This is a genomic window from Pseudidiomarina salilacus (assembly GCF_047323925.1).
GTDB classification, from domain to species: Bacteria; Pseudomonadota; Gammaproteobacteria; order Enterobacterales; family Alteromonadaceae; genus Pseudidiomarina; species Pseudidiomarina salilacus.
Genome location: NZ_CP178751.1, coordinates 1,071,521 through 1,093,026, shown reverse-complemented (window position 1 = coordinate 1,093,026; position 21,506 = coordinate 1,071,521). Strand labels below are relative to the sequence as shown.

The following is a 21,506-nucleotide window of genomic DNA, read 5'->3' as shown; positions in this document are numbered from 1 at the left end:
AACTAAGCTACCATACACATGCGCTCAGCAAGACAGGAAAATAGAATGAGAAGAGCAGTGATCACCGGTATCGGCATTGTGTCGAGCATCGGCCTCAACCAACAAGAAGTCCTTGAAAGCCTGAAAGCAGGCCGTTCAGGTATTGAATTCTCACAAGAATTTGCCGACATGGGCTTACGCTGCCAGGTCTGGGGTCCGGTCCGCGCAAATCCCGCCGATCACATCGATCGCAAAGCATTGCGTTTCATGGGGAACTCAGCGGCATACGCCTACATGGCGATGGCACAAGCGGTCGAAGACGCAGGACTCAGCGAAGAGCAGGTCTCAAATCCACGTACTGGCCTAGTGGTTGGCTCTGGTGGTGCATCAGGCGAACATCAGGTCGCCGCGGCTGACATTCTGCGTGAAAAAGGCGTAAAACGCGTAGGTCCATACATGGTGCCACGTTGCATGGCCTCAACCACTTCTGCTTGTTTGGCAACACCCTTCAAGATTAAAGGGGTGAACTACACCATCAGCTCAGCTTGTGCGACCTCAGCACATTGTATTGGCCATGCCTTAGAACTGATCCAACTGGGTAAACAAGACCGCATTTTTGCCGGTGGTGGCGAAGAGCTGCATTGGACACTCGGGATGGAGTTCGATGCAATGGGTGCACTGAGCACCAAATATAACGACACACCAGAAAAAGCTTCGCGTACTTACGATGTCGACCGTGACGGTTTCGTGCCGGCTGGCGGTGGCGGCATTTTGGTCATCGAAGAACTCGAAACCGCGTTAGCGCGTGGTGCGAAAATTTACGGTGAAATCGTTGGTTATGGCGCGACCTCAGATGGCTATGACATGGTTGCACCGTCCGGTGAAGGTGCGGTGCGTTGTATGCGTATGGCGATGGAAACTGTGGATACACCTATTGATTATTTGAACACCCACGGTACCAGTACACCAGTAGGTGATACCAAAGAGCTTGAAGCAGTGCGCGAAGTATTCGGTGATAAAACACCAATGCTGAGTGCGACTAAAGCAATGACCGGTCATGCGTTGGGTGCCGCAGGTGTGCATGAAGCGATTTACTCGCTGCTGATGCTGAATCACGGTTTCGTTGCACCATCGATTAACATCGATAATCTCGACCCAGCCGCCGAAGGCATGCACGTGATTAAGGCGATGCAACCGGCTGAATTAACGACAGTGATGTCCAATAGCTTCGGCTTTGGCGGCACCAATGCAACTTTGGTCCTGCGTAAGTACCAGTCTTAAAGCGTGTTCTGACGCACAATTTAGATAACGACAAAAGGTGCGCTACGGCGCACCTTTTTGTATGCTTAACACTTCATTGTCGAAAGTGAGACGTCATGCATTTATTGGCCGATGCTAATCTTCCGCAATTTGCCGATCTCGTCGCGCGATTGCAAACGCAGCTTAGGCAACCCATAACGTTGCAAACCTATAGCGAGCGCCAACCCAGTGCAGCGCAGTTAGCACAAGCGGATGCCTTGTTTATTCGTTCTGTGACCAAGGTGGATGCTGCTTTATTAGCGCAGGCGCCGCGACTCAAGTGGCTGGGTACCGCAACCATTGGCATGGATCATGTTGATCAAGCTGCTGTAGCTGCTGCCGGCATCATTTTTCACAGTACCCCGGGTGTCAATGCGCAAGCTGTCGGCGACTATGTTGCTTGTGCTGTGGCGCAGGTGAACTTAACACAACAGCGGCCACCACAAGGTCGCGCTGCGATTATCGGAGCTGGACATACTGGCCGTGCCGCGGGCCAGCGTTTGCAAGGTCTCGGTTATGCGGTGCATTACTATGATCCGCCATTGCTTGAAAGTGGCAAGGCGGCGGTTGCGGTACACGCAGATTGGCAGCAAGTGCTGACATCACAGGTGATAAGTTGCCATGTGCCGCTGACAAGCGAAGGACCTTATAAGACACGCCACTTGTGGCAGTATGCCGATTTGTCGCAACTGGCACCTGACACTGTGTTCGTCAATGCCAGTCGCGGGCCGGTGGTTGCCGAGGCCGATTTGTTGCGCTGTTTACAACAACGACAAGCGTTGTCGGTCGTGTTAGATGTATGGGAGCACGAGCCGAACCTCGACCCGGAATTGCTGGCTTTAGTAAAAATTGCGACGCCGCACATTGCGGGGCACAGTCTAGCTGGTAAACTAGGCGGCAGTTTACAACTATTGCAAAAGTGGCTGGCGGATCAGCAGCTTAATGCACGTTTGCCAAGTTTACCTGAGCTCTTAGCAAGCACGGCAGTAGGGCGTACGTTGCAGGTCGATAGTGCGCAAGCACCTGATTGGCAGCAACTAGCGCGCTGGTTATTGCAGGTATATGACATTGCCGCGGATGACGCACTGTTGCGTGCTGCGCCGACCACTGCCAGTGCCTTTGATCAACTACGCCGCAACTACGCGGCCCGCGCTGAGTTAAGCCAGTTGCAAGTGGCCACAGCGAACTGGCTCGATGCCACTTGGCAAACACGATTTTCACAATTGACGGTACAGACCGCGAGATAAGGGGGACACATGTCTCGAGCATTTAATGTAGCAGTATTGGGCGCAACTGGATTAGTCGGCCAGCACATGATTGAAATTCTGGCCCAGCGCAAATTTGCGGTCGGTCAATTATTCCCATTGGCAAGTAGCCGCTCAGCAGGGCAAACCATTGAGTTTCGTGGTGAAGAAATTGAAGTTTTAGATGCGGATACTTTCGACTGGTCACAAGTTGAGCTGGGCTTTTTCTCGGCCGGTGGTTCGATTTCTCGTATCTATGCTCCGCGTGCTGCCGATGCCGGCTGTATTGTTATCGATAATACCTCGGAGTTCCGTTACGAAGAAGACATCCCGCTGGTAGTACCAGAGGTGAATGCGCACGCGCTGGCAGATTTCCGCAATCGCAACATTATCGCCAACCCAAACTGCTCGACCATTCAAATGTTGGTCGCCTTGAAGCCAATTTATGACGCAGTGGGGATTGAGCGTATTAACGTTGCGACCTATCAGTCGGTGTCAGGTGCTGGCAAAGAAGCGATGGACGCGCTGGCGCAGCAAACCGCCCAACTGATGAATGGTAAGCCTTTGGAGAATGACTATTTTGCGCGGCAAATCGCATTTAATTGTATTCCGCAAATTGATGTTTTTATGGATAACGACTACACCAAAGAAGAAATGAAAATGGTGTGGGAAACGCAGAAAATTTTTGGTGACCCAAATATTCGTGTCAATGCGACTGCGGTGCGCGTGCCGGTATTCTATGGTCATGCCGAAGCCGTGCACATTGAAACGCAACAGCCGATTGCTGCGGAGCAAGCGAAAGAGTTGCTCCGCAATGCACCGGGCGTGGTGTTGTTCGATGCGAACGAAGACTTCCCAACGCAGGTAAGTCACGCTACTGGGCATGATGAAGTTTTTGTTGGCCGTGTGCGCAATGACATTTCGCATCCGCAAGGATTGAACTTATGGGTGGTTGCCGACAATGTGCGTAAGGGCGCGGCAACCAATAGTATTCAAATTGCTGAACATTTGATAAAAGACTATATTTAGAGAGATTTTTAATTACGCTGACATCCACTCTGGCATCCAATAACTACAGTAAAAAAGGACGGAACAAGTGATGAAACGGATTATTTTAGCAAGTGTCTTAGCCGTGGCGGTGGCTTACACCGGTCATGTCGAAGCACAGCAGGGCGCGCGTGGCTCACGCTGGCAGCCCGAGCAGTTTGGTCCGATTGTTCCGACCGACACCATGTGGAGTATTTCGCAATATTACGCGCGCCAGCGTGGTGTCAGTATGTTCGACATGATGGATGCGATCGTTGCGGAGAACCCTCGTGCCTTCCGTGATAACCGTCCGGATTTCATGCTGACAGGGTTCTTTTTAACGATTCCTGAGTTAGGCGATGCCAGTAATTCGGTAGCGCCGACCGCAGCAACCGCAGAAAATCGTCCAGCTGCAGGGCTTGAGTCTGAGCCCGCAACCGAAATAGCAACAACGGATACAGCTGAACCGGCAACCTCCGAAGAAGCCACAGACACTACGCCAGTCGATGAAACGGAAATTGCGATTTCAGTTTCTGAAATGCAAGCGCTGCGCACTCAGTTGTCGGATTCTATCGGTTTGATTGAAAACTTGCAGGGTGAAAACCAAGAGTTGCAGCAAAAGCTAGCCTCGGTTACCGAAGAATTGAATGCTTTGCGCGCGGCAGCTGACGCCGAGCAGCGCGCTTCAGCCGAAATGGAATTAATTAAGGACGAATTGGCTGCGGGATCTGATGGCGAGCAAACCGCTGAAACTGTCGCTGCCGAGCCTGAAACACTGAATCCAGCAGCGACAGATGAAGCAGCCGATGCTGGCCCTGTGGTTACCGAGGAACCTGCTGCTGATACCAGTGAGTCGCAGGCGACTGCCAGCGATACGGCGAGCGAAGCTGAAGACGCCGCACCACCTGTGGTCACTAGCGAACCGCAGCAAGCAGAACGTACCACGCCAGCACGTAAACAGACGACTTGGGTCGATTGGCTGATGAAGCCGTTGCATTTGGGCATTATTGGTTTACTGCTAGTGTTGACCCTAGGTGGCCTATGGTATGCCGCGTATTTGCGTCGCATCAATAAAGAATTTGAAGAGCAACCGCAGGCTGATGACGCCAAGACAGATGCAACTGCAGAGACAGACGTTGCAGATGTGAAAGCGGAAGCTGCAGCCGCAGTGGCGACTGTCACTGTTGCGGATGAGCACGACTGGCAAGAGCAGGCGTTACCACCACAAAATAATGAAAACGATGACGTTGAAGTATCTGATGTCGATTTGGACGAGTATCTACGCGAACAGGGCGGTGATAACGCGCAAAGTGATGAACTCGTCGATGATGACGATGCCATTTCGAAAGAAGTCGACGAATTGCTGGCGTTTGAACCTGAAACTTTAGAAGATGATTTAGCCAATGAAGTCGAACCAGACAAAGTTGGCGAAGAAGAATCGGAGCCAGTGCCAGAATACCGTCCGATGGATGACGAGCCTGAATCACTTGCCGAGGAAGAACAAGAAACCGACTCGTTTGGCGGGCTGCGGCTTGACGATGATGCAAGCGCTAGCACCGACACCGATGACGATGATGGCTATTTGTCGATCGAAAGCTTGATGGAAGAAGCTGACACCGAAGCTAGCGAAGACAGCGATGATCCTTACGACAAGGATAAGATCGGCGATGCGCTAGGTGGTGACGAAAGTATTGAGCATGATCTCAGTACCGAAGAGTTGCTTGATGAGAGCAAGACGCCTGCGGCACGCCTCGATTTGGCGCAAGTCTACATTGAGATGGGCGAAGTTGATGATGCTCGTGAGATTCTCGAGCAATTACAAGATTGTGGTGATGTTGAAGCTGAGGCTGAAGCCGAGGCTTTATTGAAGAAATTGGAAGAACAGGGCGGTCGATGAGTAGTACGCGCTTTGCGCTGGGTATTGAGTATGATGGTAGCCGCTATTATGGCTGGCAGCGTCAACAAGAAGTTACTTGTGTGCAAGAAGTGGTGGAGCGAGCCTTAACTAAAGTCGCCAACCAACCCATTGAAGTTGTCTGTGCAGGGCGTACCGATGCTGGCGTACATGCTACTGGACAAGTGATTCATTTCGATAGTGACGAGCCGCGGACTCCTGCGGCTTGGACACTCGGCGTTAATAGCAACTTACCGAAAGATGTCGCAGTGCGTTGGGTCACGCAAGTGCCTGATGATTTCAGTGCGCGCTTTAGCGCGACCGGCAGGCGTTATCGCTACATTATCTGTAATACTAAGCTGCGCCCGGGCATTCATAATCATGGCGTGAGTCATTATCATTTTGACCTCGATGCACGACGCATGCATGAAGCCGCGCAGGGGCTCTTGGGCGAGCGTGACTTTAGTTCATTCCGAGCTGCGCAGTGCCAATCGAATTCACCCAATCGCTGCGTGACACACATTCGCGTGACACGACACGGCGAATACATTGTGATTGATATCGCCGCCAACGCGTTTTTACATCATATGGTGCGCAACATTGTCGGTACCTTGCTCGAAGTCGGCCGTGGCGACAAGCCAACCGGTTGGCCTGCAGAGCTATTGGAGCTGCGCGATCGCACCAAGGCGGCGGCGACCGCCAAGGCCGAAGGCTTGTATTTAGTGCAGGTGGATTACCCCGCACAGTTTGCCATTCCGCAACTTCCGCCAGGGCCGCTGTGGCTGCCTGATAGCGACTAATAAGACCACTTTTTACTGCAAGCTGCGGCGAATATGTGCTTAAATAGAGACAAATGTGCAAGTAGCTGGGTGCCATTGCCGTACCAAGCTATGCAACCCTAATAATGAGATGAAAACGACACTATGAGTTGGATCGAGCGAATTCTTGCCAAACCGAAAGTTAACAAACGCCGCAATATTCCAGAGGGTGTTTGGTCAAAGTGTAGTGGCTGTGATGCGATCATCTATGCGGCTGATCTAGAGCGCAATTTAAGTGTGTGTCCGAAGTGTGACCATCATATGCGCATGTCAGCTCGGGCGCGCCTTGCTAGCTTTTTAGATAGCGGCAGCGGCGTCGAGATTGGCGCGGAATTAGAGCCTAAAGATATTCTCAAATTTAAAGATTCTAAAAAATACAAAGACCGTATCGCTGCGGCGCAAAAAGCGACCGGCGAGAAAGACGCTTTAGTCGCCGAAAAGGGTAAGCTGAAAGGCATGCCGGTCGTGGCTGTCGCATTCGAGTTTGACTTCATGGGCGGCTCGATGGCGTCCGTGGTCGGTGCTCGTTTTGTAAAAGCTGCTGAAGTTTGTTTGCAGGAGCGCATTCCTTTGGTGTGCTTCTCGGCTTCGGGCGGTGCGCGGATGCAAGAAGCGTTAATGTCACTCATGCAAATGGCGAAAACCTCTGCGGCATTGGCACGCATGAGCGAAGAAGGTCTGCCGTTTATTTCAGTGCTGACCGATCCGACCATGGGTGGTGTGTCCGCGAGTCTAGCAATGCTAGGCGACGTGAATATTGCTGAACCCAAAGCGCTAATCGGCTTTGCCGGCCCGCGAGTGATTCAACAAACTGTTCGTGAAACCTTGCCTGAAGGTTTCCAACGCGCCGAGTTTTTAATCGATCACGGTGCTATCGATATGATCGTCGACCGTCGCCAGATGCGTAACCGTATCGCGTCGCTGTTGGCGAAATTTCAACATCATGCTGCGGTAGCTGATGAATTTTAATGGTACAGCGACCTTCTGCAGCGGCTAACCTCAACGCTTGGTTAGCTTACCTTGAGGCCTTGCACCCGACTGCCATCGATATGGGGCTGGAACGGGTGCAACAGGTCGCCACAGCGTTACAAATTAACCCTCGCCCCGCGAAAGTCATCACTGTTGCCGGCACCAATGGCAAAGGCTCGACCGTACGCTACTTAGAAACTATTCTGCGTGCCGCTGGCTATCGCACCGGCGTCTATATCTCGCCGCATCTGCATACCTACGAAGAACGCGTTCGCATTAATGCTGAGATGCTAAGTGCTGAACAGCACGTACAAGCATTTAACGCGGTCGAAGGCAAACGCGGTGATACCTCGCTTACGTATTTCGAGTTCGGCACCTTGGCGGCGTTTTGGCTGTTACAACAGCAGCAAGTTGATGTATGGATTCTCGAAGTGGGACTAGGTGGACGCCTTGATGCTGTGAACTGTATCGATGCCGATGTGGGGGTGCTCACTTCTGTGGGTATCGATCATGTTGGGTTCCTGGGTCCAGATCGCACCAGTATCGCGCGGGAGAAAGCCGGTATTTTCCGTGCCGACAAAGTTGCCGTTATTGGTGAACCTGATTTTCCGCAAGTGATTTTGCAAGAGCTGGCGCAGCGCGCTATTGTCCCGCGATGCGTCAACGACAGTTTTCATTATCGGCTGCATGAAAGTGGCGACACGTGGCAGTTTAGTAGCCCGCAAAGCCAACTCAGCGAGTTACCCGTCCCGCAATTACCTTTGCCCAATGCAGCTACAGCACTGATGGCACTCGAGGTGCTCGATTTACCGGTATCGCTAGCGGCTATCCGCACTGGGCTTGCCAATGCACGCGAGGCAGGGCGCCTTGAGCTACACCAAGGTAATCCTGATTATTTGCTCGATGTCGCGCACAATCCGCATGCCGCTAAATTTCTGACACGTTATCTTCAACAGCGTTTTCCCAAGCGACCCATTTATGCAGTGGTTGGAATGCTGAAAGACAAAGATATTGCTGGCACCCTAGCAGCGCTTGAGCCGCTGGTGCAGGCTTGGTATCTTGCGGATTTATCGGGCCCACGCGGAGCATCGGCGCAAGAGCTCGCGGCCGCACTGCGCACTAGCGCTGCACCACCAAGTATCACCTGCTTCGCTACTGTACCCGCTGCATTCGGGGCCGCCTGTGCGCAGGCACGTGATGCCGCGCAAGGTACACAACAACAACCGCTGGTCTTAGTGTGCGGCTCGTTCTACACTGTTGGACAAATTACCTAGACGGAGCTGGCATGGCATCTCAATTACAAAATCGAATTGTTGGCAGTATCATTTTGATCGCGTTGGCGGTCATCATCTTGCCTGAGCTGCTTGATGGTAGGCAGGTGCGCGAACAACAAGAATTCGAAGCGATGCCGTTGCAACCCGAAACTGAGGTGGTAGAGCAGGCAGTGACCTACCCCGAGACAGAGCTTGAAGGAACTCCGATTCAAGTCAATCCGGAGCCGGTTGAACTGACCGCTGACACGGCTCCTGAGTTAGACCAAGAGGCAGAAGTTACTGCGCCACAACCAGCCGCACCAGTGACCGAAGCATTGACGGAGCCTGGTTACGTCATCCAGCTTGGGGCGTTTAGTAATGCCGACTCGGTCGCCAAACTGATCACAGAATTGCAAGCAAAAGGTTTTGCTGCCTACAGTGAAACAGTCCAAGTTAATGGTAAGGCACTGATTCGCTTGATGGTCGGTCCAGCCTTGACGGAGGCCGAGCTAGAACAGCAACTTCCAGAACTCCAGAAGCTGACTGGGCTGAACGGCCGCGTGATCCGCTTCGAGCCATAAAATTGCGTAAAAAGTGGCGTTTTCTGATGTGATTTCTGCTACACTGCGCGCGTTTTCAACAGCCCTAGGAACTTCCTTATGGTCTGGATAGATTTTGCCATTCTTATCATCATCGCGCTGTCCACTATCGTTAGTTTAGTGCGCGGTTTTGTCAAAGAAGCGATGTCCCTCGCAGTGTGGGTTGCCGCTTTCTTTATCGCCAGTTGGTACTACGCCGACCTCGCGAGCTATTTCACCGGTATCGAAGATGACATGGTGCGCAATGCAGTCGCCGTGTTAGCCCTGTTTATTGCCACCTTAATTGTCGGGGCAATTGTCAATTACGTGCTTGGACAGTTGGTGCACAAAACCGGCCTCACCGGCACCGATCGCATTTTAGGCGGAGTTTTTGGAGCCTTGCGAGGAGTGCTGATTGTCAGTGCGTTGCTGTTTTTCGTTGATAGTTTCACTGGTCTTGCGAGTGCAGAGTGGTGGCAGCAGTCGGTGATGATTCCGCATTTTGCCGTCTTTATTCAGTGGTTTTTCGAGTATTTTCAGCAAACTTCAAGTTTTCTCCCCAACTAAGCAAATGAGGTTGTTCTAGCATGTGTGGCATTGTTGGTATTGTAGGTAAAGACCCGGTCAATCAAGCGTTGTACGACAGTCTGACGATGCTCCAGCATCGCGGCCAAGACGCCGCAGGTATTATGACCGTGCACAACAACACCTTGCGTTTGCGCAAAGCGAACGGCTTAGTACGCGATGTGTTTCATACGCGCCATATGCACCGCCTAGCGGGTCGTATCGGCATCGGTCACGTGCGTTACCCGACTGCAGGCAGCTCAAGCTCTGCTGAAGCCCAACCATTTTATGTCAACTCACCGTTTGGTATCGCCATGGCGCACAACGGTAACCTGACTAATGCCCTTGAATTACAAGAGCAGTTATTTGCCAAAGCGCGTCGGCACATCAACACCACCTCAGATTCTGAGATTTTGCTGAACGTGTTTGCCCACGAGCTCTATCAACAAAAGAGTTTGCATCCGAGCGCTGACGATGTGTTTGCCACAGTCAGCCGCGTGCACCGTCAGATCCGCGGTGCCTATGCCGTAGTCGCGATGATTATCGGGCATGGTATCGTGGCGTTTCGCGACCCATGGGGTATTCGTCCGTTGGTACTGGGGCAACGTGAAACCGCTAATGGTAATGAGTATATTGTGGCTTCTGAAAGCGTCGCTATCGACGGTACCGGCTTCACCTATTTGCGTGATATCGAGCCAGGCGAAGCAGTTTATATCACCGAAGATGGCGAGCTTTATTCACGCCAGTGCGCCGATAATCCGCAACATTGCCCCTGTATTTTTGAGTATGTTTACTTCGCGCGGCCGGACTCGTTTATCGATAAGATCTCGGTGTACGCTTCACGGGTGAACATGGGGCGTAAACTGGGTGAGAAGATTAAGCGTGAATACGCTGATTTAGACATCGACGTGGTGATTCCAATTCCAGAAACGAGTTGTGACATCGCCCTCGAAATGGCGAATATTTTGGGACTTCCTTACCGTCAAGGCTTTGTGAAAAATCGCTACATTGGGCGTACCTTTATTATGCCGGGGCAAACTATGCGCCGGAAGTCGGTACGACGTAAGCTCAATGCCATTGGCGCCGAATTCCGTGGCAAAAATGTGTTGCTGGTCGATGACTCTATTGTGCGCGGAACTACCTCTGAGCAAATCATCGAAATGGCACGCGAAGCAGGTGCGAAGAAAGTCTACTTTGCCTCGGCAGCGCCGGAAATTCGTTTCCCGAACGTCTATGGTATCGATATGCCAAGCGCGAACGAGCTGATTGGTCATGGTCGTGAATGTTCTGAAATCAATGCGCTAATTAAAGCTGATGGGTTGATTTACCAAGACCTCGAAGACTTGATTGCCGCAGTCCAGCAAGAAAACCCAAGTATCACCCAATTTGAAACCTCGGTGTTCAATGGTGAGTACATTACTGGTGATATTAATCAGAGTTACTTGGATCGTTTGGATGCGGCGCGCAATGATGTGGCGCGGCATGGTGGCGAGGGTGAGGAAGATGCGAACCTAGAGCTACACAACGAGAACGACGACGATTGAAAAGACGGTTATTCGTTAGTCGTTATTCGTGAGTGAAAAAAAGCCGAGCATTTGCTCGGCTTTGTTGTTTTAGGCCTGTTGGAACGGGTAAACCGAACCGAGTTTTAAGATTTGCGTGAGCTCATCGAGCGCCGCGCGCGATTCATTGAGTAATTGCGGATCGCGTAGGTCATCCACGCTCAGCTCTTCACGATAGTGCTTGTCGACCCATTGATTTAAACGCTCAAACAAGCTGTCAGACATGATCACGGCTGGATTGACTGCGGCCAGTTCATCGTCGTTCAGGGCGACGCGCAAACGCAAGCAGGCAGGGCCACCACCGTTACGCATGCTTTGCTTCACATCAAAAAAGTGGACGCGCTGAATTGGCGTATTGCGCTTCACTAAATCTTCTAAGTAAGCCGCCACGCGCGGATTTTCTTGGCACTCAGTCGGGGCGATAATCGCCATAGTGCCATCCGGCATGGTGAGCAATTGGGTGTTAAACAAGTAGGTCTGCACAGCGTCTGCCACACTCACTTCATTGGTTTTAACTTCGATGAAATGTAGCGCTTGATCGCCGAACTTCTGCTGGATTTCGCGTAATTTCGCTTCGGTATCGAGAAACGCCTGTTCATGATAGAACAATACGTTCTGGTTGCCGACCGCGATAACGTCGTTGTGAAACACACCTTGGTCAATCACGTCAGGGTTTTGCTGAATATAGACTGTGTTTTCGTCGCTCAACCCATGCAAGCGTGCAATCGCTTGAGATGCTTCGAAGGTTTGCCGCGCCGGGAATTTGGTCGGAGCTGGCTTGCTACTATCGAAGGCGTAACGCCCGAAAGTAAAGATTTCAACACCGGCATGACCGTAATTACTGCACAAGCGGGTGTGGTTCGCTGCACCTTCGTCACCAAAATGCTCATTGTCTGGCAAGTGCAAGTGATGTTCGAAATAACGCGAGTTATTGAACATCGCCTGTAAAATGCGACCGCTGGTCATAGGCTCTAACGAACGGTGAAATTTGTTGGTTAGGTTGGCTGGGGTGAAGTGAACTTTACCATTTGCGGTGTCAGCACCTGGCGAGACAGTAGCCGCATTAGCTGTCCACATGCTCGAAGCTGAGCATACGGCTTGATAGATTTCTGGTGCTTGCGTTGCTGCTTTATGTAAAACTTCGCCATCGTTACCGGTAAAACCGAGGCGGCGTAAGGTGGCGATATCGGGACGTTCGTGGGGGGCAAGTACGCCCTGCACCATACCCATATCGTGCAAGGCTTTCATTTTCTGTAAGCCTTGCTTAGCGGCGGAACGCGGGCTAGACACAGCTTTAGCGTTGGACAGCGAGGCGACATTGCCAAAGGATAGTCCAGCGTAATTGTGGGTCGGGCCGACTAAGCCATCGAAGTTCACTTCAAAATGCTGAGTGCTCACGAATTCCTCCATTGCAGTTGCAAGCAAGTCAAGAGTCGCTATTATACGCACATCAACTCGCTTGTGTAAGCCCTTCAGAGCCTGCAACTCCGCGTAAATCAAGGTGATCCGAGTTGTGCTTGCATAGCTATAAGCTATAGACGAATTTTTATGATTTTTACCAATCATGGTTGTTTCGTGACGGTAGAAGCGATATATCTAAAAAAAGATCCCTTCTTGACTAGGACATAAAGGACGCATGGCAAAATCACTAGTAATCGTGGAATCACCCGCCAAGGCTAAAACGATCAATAAATATTTAGGCAACGATTTTATTGTGAAATCGAGTGTCGGCCACGTGCGTGACCTTCCTACCAAAGCCACTGGTGAAGTTGCGAAAAAATCGCCGGCCGAAGTGCGCAAGATGTCAGATGAAGAAAAAGAAGCGTATAAACAGAAACGCGAGTTTCGTAAGTTGGTGATGCGCATGGGGGTCGACCCCGAGCATGGCTGGGAAGCGCACTATGAGGTGCTGCCTGGCAAAGAGAAGGTCGTCAACGAATTAAAGAAACTGGCCAGTAAAGCTGACTCTATCTACCTCGCGACGGATTTGGACCGCGAAGGGGAAGCTATCGCTTGGCACTTGCGCGAACTTATTGGTGGCGACGACGATCGTTTTCGCCGGGTGGTCTTTAACGAAATCACTAAGAATGCGATTCAAGACGCGTTTTCACGTCCTGCCCATTTGAATATTGACCGTGTCAATGCGCAACAGACGCGCCGCTTCCTCGACCGCGTGGTCGGCTTTATGGTGTCGCCATTACTGTGGAAGAAGATTGCGCGTGGGTTGTCGGCTGGACGTGTACAGTCGGTCGCTGTGCGGCTAGTGGTTGAGCGTGAGCGTGAAATTAAAGCCTTTGTGCCAGAAGAATACTGGGATATTTACACTGACCTTGCAACTGCAGCTGCTGAAGCATTGCGTATGCAGGTTGCCAAGTACCAAGGCAAAACCTTTAAGGCTACCGATAAAGACGCTGCCGAGGTGGCGGTTAAAGCGTTGCAAAGTGCGACTTATAAGGTCTTGGCGCGGGAAGATAAGCCGACCAGCAGCCGTCCGTCGGCACCGTTTATTACCTCGACCCTGCAGCAGGCGGCAAGCACCCGACTTGGCTTTGGTGTGAAGAAGACCATGATGTTGGCCCAGCGTTTGTACGAAGCCGGTCACATTACCTATATGCGTACAGATTCAACGAATTTGAGTCAAGAAGCGGTTGCCAACTGTCGGGGCTACATTGAGAAGAACTTTGGCAAAGATTATTTGCCGGCGAAGCCGAACGTTTATGGCGCGAAGTCCAACGCACAAGAGGCACACGAAGCCATTCGTCCGTCGAGTGTTGGCGTGAAGTCTGAAAGTTTGAAAGATATGGAGCGTGATGCGCAACGTCTGTACGAGTTGATTTGGCGCCAATTTGTCGCCTGTCAAATGACGCCAGCTCAGTACGATGCGACCACCATTACGGTAGCTGCGGGGGACTATGAGCTGAAAGCGCGTGGTCGGGTAATGCGCTTTGCCGGTTGGACGAAAGTGCAACCACCAGCAGGCTCGAAGAACGCCGAAGACGCGACTTTGCCCGATGTGAAGCAGGGCGATACGCTGGATCTTAAAGCCATTGACCCGCAACAGCATTTCACTAAGCCGCCGGCGCGCTATAGCGAGGCCTCGTTGGTGAAAGAGCTGGAAAAACGTGGGATCGGCCGGCCGTCGACCTATGCTGCGATTATCTCAACTATTCAAGACCGCGGGTATGTGCGGGTCGAGAATCGGCGCTTCTATGCTGAGAAAATGGGCGAAATCGTCAACGATCGTTTGGTTGAAAATTTCTCGCGCTTACTCAACTACAACTTCACCGCTGAAATGGAGCAGGCGCTTGATGATATCGCCGAGGGTAAGCGCAATTGGAAAGATACCCTCGATGCCTTCTATGCAGAGTTTTCGAAAAAGCTAGCGCAAGCTGAGTTACCGCCAGATGAGGGTGGCATGCGCGGTAATCAAATGGTGATGACCGACATTAAATGTCCGAAGTGTGGTCGTCCCATGGGCATTCGCACAGCCTCAACTGGGGTCTTCTTGGGTTGCTCGGGCTATGAGTTACCGCCGAAAGAACGTTGTACGCAAACTATCAATTTGTTGCCTGGCGAAGAAGCGGTCAAAGTCAGTGATGACGAAGAAGCAGAAACCAACGCCTTACGTGCGAAAAAGCGCTGTCCGAAGTGCGGCACTGCCATGGATAGCTACTTGATCGACGAGAAACGCAAGCTGCATGTGTGCGGTAACAACCCTGCTTGCGACGGTTTCGTCATTGAGGAAGGCACCTTCCGTATCAAGGGCTATGATGGTCCAGTACTTGAGTGTGACCGCTGTGGTAGTGATATGCAGCTGAAAACGGGACGTTTTGGCAAGTATTTCGACTGCACCAATGACGAATGTAAGAACACCCGGAAACTGCTGAAAAACGGCCAACCTGCGCCACCGAAGGAAGATCCGGTACCGTTCCCTGAACTGCCGTGCGAGAGCTCGGATGCGTATTTTGTGCTGCGTGACGGTGCATCGGGCGTGTTTATGTCGGCCAATACCTTCCCGAAATCGCGTGAGACCCGCGCCGTGAAGGTTGCTGAGTTGAAGCGCTTTAAAGATCGGATACCGAGTAAATTCCATTATTTGGCCGAGGCGCCGCTGGAAGACGATGACGGTAATGAAGCGATCGTGCGTTATAGCCGCAAGCAAAAAGAGCAATATGTCATCACCGAAGAGAACGGTAAACCTACGGGTTGGCAAGCTTATTACCGCGGTGGTAAGTGGCAGGTGCAAGAGGCGAAGAAACGTAAGAAATAACGCTAGCCACAATCCGATTTATGGCAATTGAGGCGAGCTTGGCGAACGACTAAAGTGAATGAACATCGCAACGATACGCGATGGTTAACTCAGACACGGAGGTCGTTACATGAGTTCTTTACTTTGGCTTTTCATAAGTCTGCTTGGCGCCAAGGATACGGCGCCAAGTGTATGCCAACCCTTCAATACCTTACTCGAACGTCCTGCGCAGCGGCAACTGCCGGCAGCGGTTGCTGAACCTGAGCAATTGATCAATGCCGTCACTGTGTTGCTCGAGCCCGGGCTGTTACAACCGCAAATAGAAAGCTTGTTACTGCAGCACTTTCAGGTCGATAAAGTGTATTGGCAGGCCTCTCCCCACTTCCGTTGGTCGACCGCCTATCAGCTTGAAGCTGACTCCTATAACAACGCACTAACTCAGATCCTCAAACCTTTCGGTTTACAACTGACGCTCTATGCCAATCGCAGCGCCGTGGTAAGCATGCGTACCGAGCGTTCGTCATGAAATGGTGGCTGATGCTGAGCTGCGTCGCCTGCTTGGCTGCATGCGCAGCGCCAAGTGAGGCTCCCCTAGCTGACACTAAGCAGCGGGCGTTGGCGGAATTAGCTGAATTGCATCGACAGAGTACGCCGAAAACTGAGGCACTCACGGTGCATCACAGTGATGAATTATTTGTTGAATTGCCTGCCGCCGATCTTGCTGAGCAACCGGGCTATTTGAGTGCTCCCGTGACGGTGAGCGCGCAACAGGTTGCTGTGCGCGATCTGCTGCAAGATAGTTTGCTTGGGCAAGCGGTGAGTATGTGGTTTACCGAACCTGAGCTTGCTGATGAACGAGTGAGTCTCCATTTCCAAGGCGATATCGCGGGTTTGCTCCGCCGCCTTGCGCAAAACGGCAATTGGTTTATCGACACTGAGGCTGAACGTGTAGTGATTAGCCGCTGGCAAACCGCGGAGTTCGATGTCGCATTTATTGCGGGTGCGAGTGAATTTTTTATGGGGAATCGCGACCAGCGCCAGGGACAACAACAGCGTCAAGCGGGAGAGGCTGCTACGGCTGCGGTCGCCAGTAGTGATCAGTTTAGTAATTTTAGTAACAACCAGCACAATGTTTGGGAAGATTTGCGTATCGCACTTGGCTTATTGCTCTCAGCGGAAGGGCAGTTGCAGATCAATCAAAGTTCTACCTCAGTGCTGGTGAAAGATACGCCTCATCATGTGGCACAAGTGGAACACTACCTGCAACAGCAGAATGAGCGCCTTACCCGGCAAGTAGCCATCGAAGTACAGATCATCGAAGTGAGCTTCAACGATGAGCAACAACATGCGGTCAACTGGCAGGCGCTGGCTGAGTCGGCAGGTGGCAATACGCTGTTCGGTATGACCGGCGGCGCGCTGGGAAACGCCGCTGAAGCGCTGGGTGGACAGTTGTTTTGGCAGCGTCAAACTGGGCGCATGAGCGGCTCAGAAGTCTTTTTGCAAGCCCTAGAACAGCAAGGTCTGGTGCGCATCAACAATCAGCCGCGAGTGCTGAGCCTCAATAACCAAATCGCTAAGATTGCCTTACAAGACAATGCTACATACCTGGCGAGCTCAGGAACCACCAACACTGTCAATGTTGGCGCGACCAGCACATTACAGCCCGGCGTCGTGACCACGGGGTTTGAGCTTTATGTTTTGCCGAGTATTCGCCATGGCGAAGTGATTCTGCAGCTCTCGACCGAGTTATCTGATCTGCAACGTATAGATGAAGTGCGCTCCGGCGATCAGTTGATTCAAACGCCCCATACCAATCGTAAGCAGTTTTTTATGCAGGCGGTGGTTGGCGATGGTCAAACATTGCTGCTTTCTGGGCTGCGCAATGAGCGTGAACAGCAACAGCAGCAACAAAGCTGGGTGAGTTGGTTGCTGGGTGGCGAACAGTTGCATCAGCAGCGGCAGAGTGAAACCTTAGTATTGCTAACGCCGACCATCATTCATCGGGAGTCTAACTGATGAGCGAGTTGTGGTTGATCAATGCATGGCGGCAGCAGCTGAAATCAAGTCGCGCAGTGGCCGCTGCGCTCAAACTAGCGAAAAGTCGCAACCTACAACGCTACGCTTTGGTGCGGCAAGGGCGCAGCTATTGGCTGGCCTGTAGTGCCGAAGCGGGCGCGGGTGAGCAATATGACTTAGCTATTTGCGTGCGTCGGCAGTTCGCCAAAATTCGACACGGTATCTATTTGGCATTATGGCAAGGACAACTGGTTTGTGTTGCTTGGCAAGAGCAACAACTGTTGCATTGCTGCGCGGTCGAGCACGATGCTGATGGTGCTGAACATATCCAATTACAACTTGCAGAAATGAAAAGCGGTGGGCGGAGTGACTCGGCATTATTGCTCGCCAAAAGCGCTCCCGCTGAGCTTGAGCAATTTTGTCGCCAGCAATTAAGCAGCTGGCGCTTACGGGTGGCACAAGTCGATATTCAGGACCTAAGGCTATTAAAACCGGCGCGACTTCGAGGTTTGCAGCAACCCACCGCGGGGCAACAGCGACAACGACTGTTACTAGCGCTGCTGCTTGCGTTTGCCAGCGCGGCAATGGTGGCGTGGTACTTTTGGCCGCAAACCAGCACCGCTAACGCTGCGCAACCAACGCAGATAGCTCCTGCGCCGACTGGTTTAGCACTGGAGTTATTAGCCGACTTACCGCGACTACTGGATGGGTTTGAACACTTAGCTGGCTGGCAATGGCAAAGTGCTTACCTACAAGGCAATCGTTTGACTGCGCAGTTGCGTGCTACTTACGGACGCAGCGAGGAGTTACTGGCGCAAGTGGCAAGTGACTGGCAGTTGCAGCAAGGCAAAGCTACCACCCAACTAATCACCACCATTGATAAACCGCGTTGGCAACCGCCGCAGCAGAGCGAGCCTTGGTCAGTCGTGGCTTGGCAGGATAACGCCCAACGTTATTTTCCTAAGTTGCAAGTGAATGCGGTACAGCGTGGCCAAGACCAATGGTTTCAATGGCAACAATGGCAAGTGTTGCTTGCTGCCACTGGTTGGGATGAATTGCGCCGCGTGCAGGCATTATTGACCAACCAACAGCTACGCATCATCGGTCTTAAACTCTCCTATCGCGCAACTCTGCAACTAGATCTGACGTTGCGCCACTACGAATTACTTCCACCCGCAACAGAGGACCCAGCAGCATGATGACATGGATCAGTTTTCTTGGGGTTGTCTTGACCAGTGCAACCACGCCCACAACGGAACTGGCGCAACAACTCCAACAGGTGAGTCAGTTACGCATTGATGAACTTGCGGAGCTGCGTGCCGCCACGCAAGTGCGTAAGTTGCAGTATGAATTGCAAGCAGCGCAACTGCGCAGTGAGATCGCCAATATCGATGCGCCATCGAATGCGTTACCAGTGGCTGAGCAAGCGAGTTTGGCCGGACTGCGGCTACAAAGTGTGATTCGCACCGACCAGCAATTGTGGGTACGGCTGAGTGATGCCGAGCAACAGTGGCTACTGACCCCAGCGCATAGCGAGCACGGTTTTGTGCTTGAAGTCGAGGCGCAGCAACTCATCGTGTCTAGAGCTGGAGCGCAGCGTCGCTTTCATTTGCCAGAGGGGCTTTGAGATGCGCTACATCACTCATGAAGAATGGCAGGAAGCTGAGGCTGACGGGCGTTATTTGCGCGAGTGCTTGGCGCTTAGTGAACAGCAATCAAGTGGGCTGGCGGTGGTGGTCACCAGTGATGGCTGCTTAGTAGCCAGTAATGAGGCTTGGCAGCAAGCTTCGTTGGTGTTGACTAATTTACGTGAGGAGTTGCGCGCTCGGCAGCAGTTTCGCATGCATTTGCTGGCTGATGCCCGAGACATTCGCAGTTTTTTGCATGATGCCGATGCGTTACATCAGCAACAACAAAGACAGCAACAACAACAGTTGTTTGATCGCACACGGGCCCAGCAGGCGTTGGAAGACTTAGTGTTGCAGGCGTTGGACTGGCAGGCATCAGATATCCACTTGAGTTTCGATCAGCAGGCGGCGGCGCTTTCGTTTCGTGTGCATGGTCGCATGGTAGGGCACGTCGAGCGACCGCGTGAATTGCTCGCTGCCGCCATCGCCGCGGCACTGAATACCAGCTCAGATGACTTTCATGAACTGTTTGACGAGCAACGCTTGTCGAGCGCCAGTATTAATTTAACGGTGGTGCATCAGGGACAACCGCAGCGCTTACGATTGCGCGTGCAAAAATCTCCGATCCGTAACGGCTTTGCGGTGACCATGCGAGTGCAATTCGAGCGTCAGAAAATTCTCAGCTATGCCGAGTTAGGCTTAGCCCCCAGCATTGTCGCCAAGCTGCGGCTATTGCTTGAGCAACCGCAAGGTCTACTGATCGTGGCTGGGCCAACCGGACAGGGTAAAACCACCAGCTTAGCTGCATTCAATTTAATGATTCCGCCAGATCAGAAGATCATTTCGCTCGAAGACCCAATCGAGATTGTGCAGCCACACGTCGAGCAAAAGCCAGTGTTGGCAGAACATGCTGAGTTGAACTTTGCCAACATGGTCAAGGTGGCGTTGCGGGAGGATCCAGATGTCATTTCGATCAGTGAGATCCGTGATAGCAAAACGGCTCACGCTGCATACACGGCCGCACTTACCGGCCACTTGGTAACCGCTACAATTCATGCACATGACTGTTTTGGTGTGTTGCAACGGTTACTGGACCTAGGTCTCTCGGCGGCTAGCTTGGCGCAACCTGGGGTGTTGGCCGGCATTATGGCGCAGCGCTTGGTGCCACAGGATTGTCCCGATTGTCTGGTAGGTGCAAGAGCCGGCTGCAGCAGTTGCGGTGGCAGCGGTATTGGGCGACGCCGTTTGGTAGTTGAGTATCTGGAAATGACCCCAGCGTTCTTACAAGCGTTACGCGCCGACCAATTGAGTAGCTATCACCAGCAACTGGTTGAGCAGGGCTGGCAACCATTGGCACAGCAATTGCGCGAGGAGGTTTTATGCCATTAACGCGCGAACAGCAGGGCGCTTTGCTTGAAGACATTGCATTAGCGATTGGTGACGGGCTGGCTGCTGCACAGATTTGTGATGAGCTGAGTCAACATGCCGATCAGCAACGCCTCAACAGTGAAAATCATGCGATTCAAGCCATGCAAGCGGCACTTTATCAAGGGCAGCCGATGGTCACCGCGATGCGGCCTTGGTTTGATCATGATCTTTGTATGCTGGTGAGTGTCGGGGAGCGCAGTGGGCTACTGACCGAATTACTCAGTGCCCAGCGTCGCTTTGAGCTGCAGCGCCGCGAGGCACTCAATGCTTTCTGGCGGCCATTGATTTACCCATTGATTATGCTGCTCGTCAGTATGTTCGCCTGCTTCGCCGTCGGTCAGTGGGTGCTACCGAAGCTTGCCAGCGGGCTGGATGAACTACATTGGCCAATGCTCGCACAACAACTGACGGTCACCAGTTCACCGTGGATGCTCGGCAGTATTGCCGGGGTGTTGGTTGGCTTACTGTTAGTGTTTTGGGGACCCTATCCACTTATCGATTTTCGTCGACCGGTGTGGCTTTGGTGTGCACAGCAGGGCGCATTTGTCATTCGGCGCTACTTTGACGGCGTCTTACTCCTGCAAACTTTAACAGTGTTGCTAGGCGCTGGGATCCGCCTCGATAGAGCTTTGCAGGCCATGCAGGAATTTGGTCAAGGCTCGCTAAGCTATTGCCTTCCACAACTACGACAGTTGCTGGCGCAAGGAGAGCGCCGCCTGGCCGTGATCCTCGATTGCGGTCTGCTGTCGCCACGAATGTTATTTCGGCTGCAAAATGGCAGTCGCAATGCCACCGAACATGGCACTTTGCAACGTGTCGCAGGCTATGCCGCAAAAGATGCTATCGCAGCACTGGCGCGCTTGCGGGTGCTCATGCAAGTCAGCAGCTATTTGCTGATCCTTTGGTTGTTGTTAATGACAGTCGGTGGCATGGGTTCCATGCTGATGGCCGTCACCCAACAACACGTACGTTAGTAGTTTTTTAACAATACATGGAGTG

18 protein-coding genes are annotated in these 21,506 nt (G+C 52.3%); 17 read left to right on the top strand and 1 reads right to left on the bottom strand.

What is annotated here, in order from left to right; all coding sequences use genetic code 11:
• The first annotated feature begins 45 nt into the window (after positions 1-45).
• From fabB to purF, 10 genes are all read left to right on the top strand, one after another.
• Positions 46-1,260 (top strand): beta-ketoacyl-ACP synthase I, encoded by a 1,215-nt coding sequence (gene fabB, locus ACJ8W9_RS05335; protein ID WP_411360582.1) that lies wholly within the window; start codon positions 46-48, stop codon positions 1,258-1,260.
• 95 nt (positions 1,261-1,355) lie between these two features.
• Complete coding sequence (locus ACJ8W9_RS05330; protein WP_411360581.1) at positions 1,356-2,525, top strand: 4-phosphoerythronate dehydrogenase; 1,170 nt, start codon at positions 1,356-1,358, stop codon at positions 2,523-2,525.
• Positions 2,526-2,534: 9 nt separating this feature from the next.
• On the top strand, positions 2,535-3,551 hold the full coding sequence (locus ACJ8W9_RS05325) for an aspartate-semialdehyde dehydrogenase (protein WP_411360580.1): 1,017 nt from the start codon (positions 2,535-2,537) through the stop codon (positions 3,549-3,551).
• Between the two features lie 70 nt (positions 3,552-3,621).
• Positions 3,622-5,445 carry a FimV/HubP family polar landmark protein gene (locus ACJ8W9_RS05320; protein ID WP_411360579.1) on the top strand — a complete coding sequence of 608 codons (1,824 nt, stop codon included), beginning with the start codon at positions 3,622-3,624 and terminating at the stop codon, positions 5,443-5,445.
• Entirely contained in the window at positions 5,442-6,242 is an 801-nt protein-coding gene (truA, locus tag ACJ8W9_RS05315; protein ID WP_411360578.1) for a tRNA pseudouridine(38-40) synthase TruA, read from the top strand. Before ACJ8W9_RS05320 ends, truA begins: the two co-directional genes overlap by 4 nt.
• Positions 6,243-6,365: 123 nt before the next feature.
• Entirely contained in the window at positions 6,366-7,229 is an 864-nt protein-coding gene (gene accD, locus ACJ8W9_RS05310; protein WP_411358834.1) for an acetyl-CoA carboxylase, carboxyltransferase subunit beta, read from the top strand.
• Complete coding sequence (folC, locus tag ACJ8W9_RS05305; protein ID WP_411360577.1) at positions 7,229-8,503, top strand: bifunctional tetrahydrofolate synthase/dihydrofolate synthase; 1,275 nt, start codon at positions 7,229-7,231, stop codon at positions 8,501-8,503. The genes accD and folC overlap by 1 nt, the downstream gene beginning before the upstream one ends.
• Positions 8,504-8,514: 11 nt before the next feature.
• The gene (locus tag ACJ8W9_RS05300) at positions 8,515-9,063 is read left to right on the top strand and encodes an SPOR domain-containing protein (RefSeq protein WP_411358832.1); all 549 of its coding nucleotides are present in this window, start codon (positions 8,515-8,517) and stop codon (positions 9,061-9,063) included.
• 78 nt (positions 9,064-9,141) lie between these two features.
• The gene (locus tag ACJ8W9_RS05295; protein WP_411358831.1) at positions 9,142-9,627 is read left to right on the top strand and encodes a CvpA family protein; all 486 of its coding nucleotides are present in this window, start codon (positions 9,142-9,144) and stop codon (positions 9,625-9,627) included.
• 20 nt (positions 9,628-9,647) lie between these two features.
• Positions 9,648-11,168 (top strand): amidophosphoribosyltransferase, encoded by a 1,521-nt coding sequence (gene purF, locus ACJ8W9_RS05290; protein WP_034732695.1) that lies wholly within the window; start codon positions 9,648-9,650, stop codon positions 11,166-11,168.
• 69 nt (positions 11,169-11,237) lie between these two features.
• Here purF and astB read toward each other — a convergent pair whose 3' ends face one another.
• Positions 11,238-12,584 (bottom strand): N-succinylarginine dihydrolase, encoded by a 1,347-nt coding sequence (astB, locus tag ACJ8W9_RS05285; RefSeq protein ID WP_411360576.1) that lies wholly within the window; start codon positions 12,582-12,584, stop codon positions 11,238-11,240.
• Between the two features lie 238 nt (positions 12,585-12,822).
• On the opposite strand from astB, the gene topA reads away from it, so the two are divergent.
• The 7 genes from topA to ACJ8W9_RS05250 all read left to right on the top strand — a co-directional run bounded on the left by topA (position 12,823) and on the right by ACJ8W9_RS05250 (position 21,481).
• Complete coding sequence (topA, locus tag ACJ8W9_RS05280; protein ID WP_411358829.1) at positions 12,823-15,456, top strand: type I DNA topoisomerase; 2,634 nt, start codon at positions 12,823-12,825, stop codon at positions 15,454-15,456.
• A gap of 109 nt (positions 15,457-15,565) precedes the next feature.
• The gene (locus ACJ8W9_RS05275; RefSeq protein ID WP_411358828.1) at positions 15,566-15,961 is read left to right on the top strand and encodes a hypothetical protein; all 396 of its coding nucleotides are present in this window, start codon (positions 15,566-15,568) and stop codon (positions 15,959-15,961) included.
• Positions 15,958-17,451: a hypothetical protein gene (locus tag ACJ8W9_RS05270; RefSeq protein ID WP_411360575.1), complete on the top strand. Its 1,494-nt coding sequence runs from the start codon at positions 15,958-15,960 to the stop codon at positions 17,449-17,451. Before ACJ8W9_RS05275 ends, ACJ8W9_RS05270 begins: the two co-directional genes overlap by 4 nt.
• On the top strand, positions 17,451-18,650 hold the full coding sequence (locus tag ACJ8W9_RS05265) for a hypothetical protein (protein ID WP_411360574.1): 1,200 nt from the start codon (positions 17,451-17,453) through the stop codon (positions 18,648-18,650). Before ACJ8W9_RS05270 ends, ACJ8W9_RS05265 begins: the two co-directional genes overlap by 1 nt.
• Positions 18,647-19,078 (top strand): hypothetical protein, encoded by a 432-nt coding sequence (locus tag ACJ8W9_RS05260; RefSeq protein WP_411360573.1) that lies wholly within the window; start codon positions 18,647-18,649, stop codon positions 19,076-19,078. The genes ACJ8W9_RS05265 and ACJ8W9_RS05260 overlap by 4 nt, the downstream gene beginning before the upstream one ends.
• Position 19,079: 1 nt before the next feature.
• Positions 19,080-20,468, top strand: coding sequence for a GspE/PulE family protein (locus tag ACJ8W9_RS05255; RefSeq protein WP_411360572.1), 1,389 nt, complete (start codon positions 19,080-19,082; stop codon positions 20,466-20,468).
• Positions 20,459-21,481, top strand: a complete 1,023-nt coding sequence (locus ACJ8W9_RS05250; protein ID WP_411358823.1) for a type II secretion system F family protein — start codon at positions 20,459-20,461, stop codon at positions 21,479-21,481. The genes ACJ8W9_RS05255 and ACJ8W9_RS05250 overlap by 10 nt, the downstream gene beginning before the upstream one ends.
• Positions 21,482-21,506 lie beyond the last annotated feature (25 nt).